7 protein-coding genes are annotated in these 7531 nt (G+C 62.4%); 5 read left to right on the top strand and 2 right to left on the bottom strand.

What is annotated here, in order from left to right; translation table 11 throughout:
• Window positions 1-99: 99 nt before the first annotated feature.
• The gene (locus AB2B41_RS22645) at window positions 100-1722 is read right to left on the bottom strand and encodes an SGNH/GDSL hydrolase family protein (protein ID WP_367880097.1); all 1623 of its coding nucleotides are present in this window, start codon (window positions 1720-1722) and stop codon (window positions 100-102) included.
• A 422-nt stretch (window positions 1723-2144) separates the two neighbouring features.
• Between AB2B41_RS22645 and rpsJ the strand changes: the two genes are divergently transcribed.
• From rpsJ to AB2B41_RS22625, 4 genes are read left to right on the top strand one after another with little or no spacing between them, the layout of a single operon-like run.
• Window positions 2145-2462, top strand: a complete 318-nt coding sequence (gene rpsJ / locus AB2B41_RS22640; protein ID WP_011567658.1) for a 30S ribosomal protein S10 — start codon at window positions 2145-2147, stop codon at window positions 2460-2462.
• 15 nt (window positions 2463-2477) lie between these two features.
• Window positions 2478-3353 (top strand): 50S ribosomal protein L3, encoded by an 876-nt coding sequence (rplC, locus tag AB2B41_RS22635; RefSeq protein ID WP_367880096.1) that lies wholly within the window; start codon window positions 2478-2480, stop codon window positions 3351-3353.
• The gene (gene rplD, locus AB2B41_RS22630) at window positions 3350-3967 is read left to right on the top strand and encodes a 50S ribosomal protein L4 (RefSeq protein WP_367880095.1); all 618 of its coding nucleotides are present in this window, start codon (window positions 3350-3352) and stop codon (window positions 3965-3967) included. The genes rplC and rplD overlap by 4 nt, the downstream gene beginning before the upstream one ends.
• Window positions 3964-4260 (top strand): 50S ribosomal protein L23, encoded by a 297-nt coding sequence (locus AB2B41_RS22625; RefSeq protein WP_367880094.1) that lies wholly within the window; start codon window positions 3964-3966, stop codon window positions 4258-4260. Before rplD ends, AB2B41_RS22625 begins: the two co-directional genes overlap by 4 nt.
• Window positions 4261-4501: 241 nt before the next feature.
• Here the strand turns inward: AB2B41_RS22625 and AB2B41_RS22620 are convergent, their stop codons facing one another.
• Window positions 4502-6385, bottom strand: coding sequence for an adenylate/guanylate cyclase domain-containing protein (locus AB2B41_RS22620; RefSeq protein ID WP_367880093.1), 1884 nt, complete (start codon window positions 6383-6385; stop codon window positions 4502-4504).
• A 156-nt stretch (window positions 6386-6541) separates the two neighbouring features.
• Here AB2B41_RS22620 and AB2B41_RS22615 point away from each other — a divergent pair, with 156 nt between their 5' ends.
• On the top strand, window positions 6542-7321 hold the full coding sequence (locus tag AB2B41_RS22615) for a HalD/BesD family halogenase (protein ID WP_367880092.1): 780 nt from the start codon (window positions 6542-6544) through the stop codon (window positions 7319-7321).
• Window positions 7322-7531: the final 210 nt, after the last annotated feature.

The following is a 7531-nucleotide window of genomic DNA, read 5'->3' as shown; positions in this document are numbered from 1 at the left end:
GCCTTTTACATTGGGGGGGTGGGCAGGATGCCCACCTTACACACGCCAGCCATACACCAAACCCGTAAGGTGGACGCGTCGTCCACCCGCCGGGGCGGATCAGATCAGCCCGAAGAGATCAGCAGTCTCCACTAGCGTGCCCACCGCACCGAAATCGTAGGTCTCGAGTTCATCCGAGGTGATCGACGTCACGGTCTCGAAGTCGAAAAGCTCAACGTTGTTGGCCAGCAGAAAGGCGTCGATATCGGCAATCGCGGTGTCGGAGATGATCAGAAGCGTGTCCGCACCGCTGCCGCCGAAAAAGACGTCTTCGTCCGCCCCATCTGTCCCGCCAAGCGTGCTGGCGGCGCGATAGATCACGATGTCATCGCCGCTGCCGCCAAAGACGACATCGCTGCCCAGCCCGTCGGTCAGCACGTCGTCGCCCGCACCGCCGTTGACGAAATCGTTCCCGGCGTTCCCGGCGATCACGTCGTCGTCCGCTTCGCCCAGAAGTATGTCCCTGCCGTCACCGCCCGACAGGATATCCTTGCCCGCCTCTCCGATAAGAACGTCGTTCCCGGTGCCGCCAAAGACGATATCCGCACCCTCACCGGCGAAGACCACGTCGTTGTCGGCCCCGGCAAAGATCAGGTCGTCGCCGTCCTCCGCGCGCACCCGGTCCCGGCCTTCCTTGGCGAAAATCGTCTCATTCGCGGCGCTGCCACTGGTGATCCCGCCGGAGGCGCCACCGTCGATCTGTGCATTGCCGATGGTCATTGCCTGGAAGACGTCGAAGACCTCATGCAGCTCTGCAGTGAAATGTACCGGGTCGATGAAGCCGATCTGATTGATCGGGACATCGTCGATCAGCAGCGTTGTTGAATTGTTGCTGTCCGGCAGGGCGTTCTCAAGGGTCAGGAAGCCGAAGGTTTCCTGGTCGTTCTGTATTTCCTTCGCGAGGCCGAAGAAATCGACGATCTCGACACTGGTCCCGCTGGCCTGCAGCGTCGTGGCAAGGCTCTCGATCCCGGCGTTGACCTGCGCTGATACCTGATCGAAGAGCTCGGCCGTACCGGGGCCGAAGGCGTCGATAAGGGGATTGGCATTGGGAAAGAAACTGCCTCCCGGCAGCTTGTTGAGAATGATCGTGCCTACTCCGCTATCAGCGATCACCTGGGTCTGCGCAAAGAGCTGTTCGAGTATGGCGGCAACACCGGTCGAGATCACGGCCTGATCGATGACCCCCGTCGCCGTAGAGGCGCCGCCAATGGCGCCGAGATCGTTCAGCCCGATGAAAACCGAGGCCGCCGCACCGGACAGGAATGCCTGCTTGGACGCATCCGTGCCCGGCAAGCTGGCGATCGCGCCCTGGAAGGTGGACACCTGGTTGGCGAATGTGTTCGTGGAACTGTCGCCGATCGCGGTGAGATCGCTCGCCGTCGCGCCCCCGATGGCAAGGTTTGATCCGCTGAAATCGTCATAGAAGGTGCTCGTGTCGCCGGGGATGCCCAAGGCGTGCGCCGCGACATCGGCGTAAACGTCGCCGTTGGTGTAACGGCCGTTGTAGAAGATGCCTCTTTCTGTGAAATCGACGGGATTGCCGTCAAGGTCGATCCCGATCAGTTCCGTCGGTGGCAGGGCCCCCTCGGTCAGGGCAAAGACCGCGCCATTGTCGCTGAGGCTGTCGCCAAAAACGAAGAGCGCCGTATAGGCTGGCTGAGCCAGGGTGTCGTCTTCCATCGTGTCCTCCCAAACATCTCCGGACTGCCGCTCGGCACGTGCCTGAAACCGATGCCATTTCCTTTTGTTCAGGTCTCCCGTTGAACGCTCCGGTTGCAAGCGAATTGTCCGAATTCACCAAAAAGTGCCCCGGCGTCAAGTCGATCCGGCACTGACACGCCCGCGCTTGCGAAGGCGGCGCATAGGGGGGGGCGATCACAGGTTCAACCGTCGAAGGCATACCATCCTCCGATTGCCGGTGCATTCCGGGCAAAAAACGCGGAATCACCCTTGCCAGCCTGCGCCCAACCTCCTATACGCCCCCTAACTCACCGGGGTGCGCCATGGCGTGCCCCGTGTGCGTTGACATGAAAGGCGCGACGAGGCTGTGCGATGAGCGCGCATCCTCCAATCCGCTGGAACCCCGATGAAGGGGACGACACATGGCACAAAGCCAGAATATCCGCATTCGCCTGAAGGCGTTTGATTACCGGGTGCTCGATACCTCCACACAGGAAATCGTTAACACGGCCAAGCGCACTGGCGCTTCCGTGCGCGGCCCGATCCCGCTGCCCAACAAGATCGAGAAGTTCACCGTTCTGCGTGGCCCCCACGTGGACAAGAAATCCCGTGACCAGTTCGAGATCCGCACGCACAAGCGTCTGCTGGATATCGTCGATCCGACGCCCCAGACCGTGGACGCGCTGATGAAGCTCGACCTCGCCGCTGGTGTGGACGTCGAGATCAAGTTGCAGTCGTAAGGAGGGCTTCAGATCATGTTGCGCTCAGGCGTTATTGCAAAGAAGGTCGGGATGACCCGCCTTTTCATGGAAGACGGCAAGCAGATTCCCGTGACCGTTCTTCAACTCGATGGCCTTCAGGTCGTGGCCCAGCGGACCCAGGAAAAGGACGGCTACACCGCCGTTCAGCTTGGCGCCGGTACGGCCAAGGCCAAGAGGACCTCCAAGGCGATGCGCGGCCATTTCGCTGCCGCCAAGGTGGAACCCAAGCGGAAGGTCGCGGAATTCCGCGTCGACCCCGACGCCATGCTGCCCGTGGGTGAAGAGATCATCGCCGATCACTACTTCGCCGGTCAGTACGTCGATGTCGCCGGTACCTCCATCGGTAAGGGTTTTGCCGGTGCGATGAAGCGGCACAACTTCGGCGGTCTGCGCGCCTCTCACGGTGTGTCGATCTCCCACCGTTCGCACGGCTCCACCGGTCAGTGCCAGGACCCCGGCAAGGTGTTCAAGGGCAAGAAGATGGCCGGCCACATGGGTGCCGTCCGCGTGACCACCCAGAACCTGGAGGTCGTCAAGACCGACAGCGAACGTGGCCTGATCATGGTCAAGGGTGCGGTACCGGGCTCCAAAGGTGGCTGGGTCACCGTGAAGGACGCGGTGAAAAAGCCGTTCCCGGAAAACGCGATCCTGCCCGCCGCGCTGAAATCCGCCGCTGAGGAAGCCGCGAAAGCCGCCGAGGAGGCCGCTGCAGCCGCAGCCGCCGAGGCCGAGGCAGAAGCAGCACGCCTGGCGGAAGAGCAGGCTGCGGCAGAAGCCGAGGCGCTGAAGGCAGCCGAGGCCGAGATCGAAGCAGAAAAGTCCGATGACGCTGGCGACGCCGGTGAGGACAAGAAAGAAGGTGACGCATGAAACTCGATGTCATCAAACTCGACGGGGGCAAGGCCGGGTCGGTAGATCTGGACGAGGCGCTGTTCGGCCTCGAGCCGCGCGCCGATATCCTGCACCGTGTCGTCCGCTGGCAGCGTAACAACGCCCAGCAGGGCACGCACAAGGTCAAGACCCGCTCCGAAGTCAGCTACTCGACCAAGAAGATCTACCGCCAGAAGGGCACCGGTGGCGCACGCCACGGCGACCGCGGCGCGCCGATCTTCCGCAAGGGCGGCATCTACAAGGGCCCGACCCCGCGCAGCCACGGTCACGACCTGACCAAGAAGTTCCGCAAGCTGGGCCTTCGCCACGCGCTGTCGGCCAAGATGAAGGAAGGCGCGCTGGTGATCATCGACGCGGCAACCGCCGAGGGCAAGACCGCCGCTCTGGCCAAGCAGGTCAAGAACCTGGGCTGGAAGCGCGCGCTGGTCATCGACGGGGCATCCGTGGACGAAAACTTCGCGCAAGCTGCTCGAAACATTCAAGGTTTGGACATCCTGCCCAGCATGGGTGCCAACGTATATGACATCCTCAAGCGTGACACGCTGGTGATCACCAAGGCAGGTGTCGAAGCATTGGAGGCCCGTCTGAAATGAGCGCCAAAGCACAACACTACGACGTGATCCGCAAGCCGATCATCACCGAGAAAGCGACGATGGCATCGGAGCAGAACGCGGTGGTCTTCGAGGTGGCGATGGAGAGCAACAAGCCCCAGATCAAGGAGGCCGTCGAGGCGCTCTTTGGTGTGAAGGTGAAGGCGGTGAACACGACCATCACCAAGGGTAAGGTCAAGCGTTTCCGTGGCCAGATGGGCAAGCGGAAGGACGTGAAAAAGGCCTATGTGACGCTGGAAGAAGGCAACACGATCGACGTCTCGACCGGGCTGTAAGAACGGTTCGGTAATGGTTTGGAAAGGCCCCCGGTTCGGGGGCCTTTTTGCGTTTTGTGAATGGTTGGTTAATTGTCACACTTTGTACACCGGGCGTACACCGCGCGTGCAGATACGGGGGCGGATGGGCATCGCACTGGTGTGGTGGGTTTCACCCACATTAAGCACCCTGGCAGGTGTGGAGAGTTTGTGGATCGCCGCGTAGGTTGCTGACTGGGGATGGTGCACATGAATGTGCAGCCTACTCCTGCGGGGGAGGCAGGCCTGCGGCGATATAGGCCGAGATCAGCTTGTCATGAAAGGGGCGCGGTTTTTCGGTTCGCCTGCTGGCGGTCAGCATTTCGATGGTGACATTAGGGACCTGCTGTTGCAGGGCGCGCAGGGCGCTCCGGGCCCGGTTCAGATCTCCCTTCAGCGCGTAGGCGGCGATCAGGCCGCCGCTGGCCTGAAAATGCGCGCGGGCGTCCCGCACGTCGCGTGCGAGGACAGATTGCGCCAGTGAGATCACGTCATCGTGCTGTCCGTTTTCCATCAGGGCAGGATAGAGAGAACCGGGCAACCATTCGGGGTAATCGGGCTCCAGCCGCATGGCTTTGAGCATGTGATCGAGGCCGCGTTTTGCCTCACCTGCCGTGTAGAGCGCCAGACCCCCGATGGCGTTTGGGTCCGAACCGCCGGGGGCAAGCTCGATTGCCTTTTCAGCCGCGACGATGGCGGCATCGAAGTTGCCCAACCCGTTCTCCGCGACGGCGATCAGAGTATAGGGGTCGCCCCATTCCTGCATGGCCAGCGCGGCCTTTGCCCCCGCGCGGGCGGCCATGAAATCAGCGCCCGGGTCCTTGGACATGCCGAGGATTACCCGTTGCCAGGGGATCCAGGACAGCAGGTAGTGGCCCATCGGGCTGTCGGGATTGTCCTTTACGATCTGGCTCCAGATGCGGATGGCTTCCGCGTGGCCTTCGGGGCTGAAGCGCTGGAAGGCATCGCGGCCCTGTAACACGAGGATGCTGGTTTCGAAATCGCCGGTGAGTTCGGCGATGGTTCGGCTGGATTCGCCAACGGTCAGGGCCACCTGCATTTCCAGAAAGAGCTTTTCGGCGATCTGGTCCTGCACCTCGAAGAGATTGTCGATCTCGATATCTTCACGGATCGACCAAAGTTGATCGCCTTCTATGGCGTCGGACAGTTCTGCCGTCACGCGGGCCTCTTCGCCGGATTTCAGCACGCTGCCGCTGAGCACGTAGCGCACGCCGAGTTCCCGTGCGACATCGCGCGGTGTCTTTTCGCTGTCCTTGTAGGAGAGGCTGGTGGCCCGGCCCATGACCACCATGTCGGGCGAGAGCGAGAGGGTGGAAATGATGTTCTCGGTCAGGGCGTCGCCGATGGCGTCTGCGGTGGCGTCTTTTGTCAGGCTTGTGAAGGGCAGCACGGCGATGGAGGGGCGATCTGGGAGCTTGAGGGCCATGGCGCCCGGATCGACGGGGGCAAAGTCAGGCCGCAGAAAGGACCACCACGCACCTGCGCCGATCAGAGCGGCGCAGAGGACGGCGGCGATCAGCATGGCCGTGCCGGGGCGTCCGGGTTTGGCGGGGGCCGTCATGCGCGTCTCGCCGGGGCGCAGGACCTGGAAGGCGCGGATGGGGCGGGCGATGTTCTTGAGGTCAAGTTCACCGATGTCGTGGAGGTCCAGTGCCATCCGGTCGCGGACCTGATCGCGGACCGAGCGGCTGATCAGGATGCCGCCCGTGGGCGCCTGCGCCTCGAGCCGGGCGGCGATGTTGACGCCGTCGCCCAGCAGGTCCTCGCCGTCCGCCACCACATCGCCGAGGTTGATGCCGATGCGGTAGCTCATGCGCTGATCGGCGGGCAGGTCGGCATTGGCCGTTTCCACTTGCGCCTGGGTTTCAAGGGCAAAGCGCAGGGCGGCGACGGCGCTGGGGAATTCCACCAACAGGCTGTCGCCCGCGGTATTCGCGATGGTGCCTGCATGGGTGTCGAGCAGCGGGTGAATGATATCCTGCAGGTGGGCACGCCGAAGGCGGAGGGTGTTTTCCTCATCCGCCCCGACCAGTCGCGAGAAGCCGACGATATCGGCGGCGAGGATCGTGGTCAGGCGTCGTTCCATCCGGGTTCCCTTGTCTGGGATGGGGGGAGTGTAACCTTGGTTCGGGAAAAGCGGGAAGGATTGTTTTGGGGGCGCACCGGGGTGACCCCCGGCCTACGCTTGCCAAGCCGTCGGGATTTCTTAGGCTGCGGTGCGTAACCTGACGGAGCCTGTGCCATGTCCCTTGCCGCGATTGTTGATCTTGAAGCGCATCCGATTGGGGATGCCGGGTTTGCGCGTGCCTGTCAGGAAACGCTGGACCGGGACGGGGTGCTGGTGCTGGCGGATTTTCTGACCGCCGAGGCATTGGCGGCGATCCATGCGGAGGCGGTGGCGGGGCGGAAGGATGCTTATTTCTGTGCGCAGAACCATTCGGTGTATTTGACGCCTTTTGACTCCGCTTATGCGGAGGACCATCCGGCGAACCGGCAGGTCGTGTCGTCGAAGGGGTGTATTTGTGATGATCAGGTGGGGGCGGAGTCGCCGTTGCGGTTGTTGTATGACGCGCCGGTGTTTCGGGGGTTTGTGAAGGCGGTGACGGGGCAGGCGGGGCTTTACCCCTATGCCGACCCGCTTTCGTCGATCAACATTCACTATGCGGAGCGGGGGCAGGAGCTGGGCTGGCATTTCGACAATTCGTCGTTTGCGATCACCCTGCTGATCCAGAAGCCCGCCGCCGGGGGGCGGTTCGAGTACCTCAAGGACCTGCGGGATGCGGGGGCGGGGGAGATGAATTTTGAGGGCGTGGGGGCGCTCTTGGACGGGGCGGTTGAGCCTGCGGTGTTGACGATGGAGCCAGGGACGCTGGTGCTGTTCCGGGGGCGGAATTCGGTGCACCGGGTCAGCTCGAACGAGAGCGACGTGACGCGGATGCTGGCGGTGCTGGCGTATAATGCTGAGCCGGGGGTGGCGCTGTCGGAGAGTGCGCGGCAGACGTTTTATGGGCGGTTGGGGTAGGGTGGGGCAGGATGAAACCCGGCACAGACGCGGACTAATCTACCAAAATTCTCATGGACTCGAGGAGCAGTGCCTGCCAGCATCGGGCATCAAATAATAGAGAGCCTTTTCCATTGCGTATCTCTTAGCGCGGTCTAGCAGGCTGCTGAAGAACTCTCCTCGACAGGCGCTTTAGCGCGTGATTCAAGCTTTTTGCCGAGGTTTGGAGGT

This window comes from Sulfitobacter sediminis (genome assembly GCF_040811725.1).
Classification (GTDB): domain Bacteria; phylum Pseudomonadota; class Alphaproteobacteria; order Rhodobacterales; family Rhodobacteraceae; genus Sulfitobacter; species Sulfitobacter sediminis.
The sequence above is the reverse complement of the archived record's forward strand: the minus strand, read 5'-3'. Positions and strand labels throughout refer to the sequence as shown.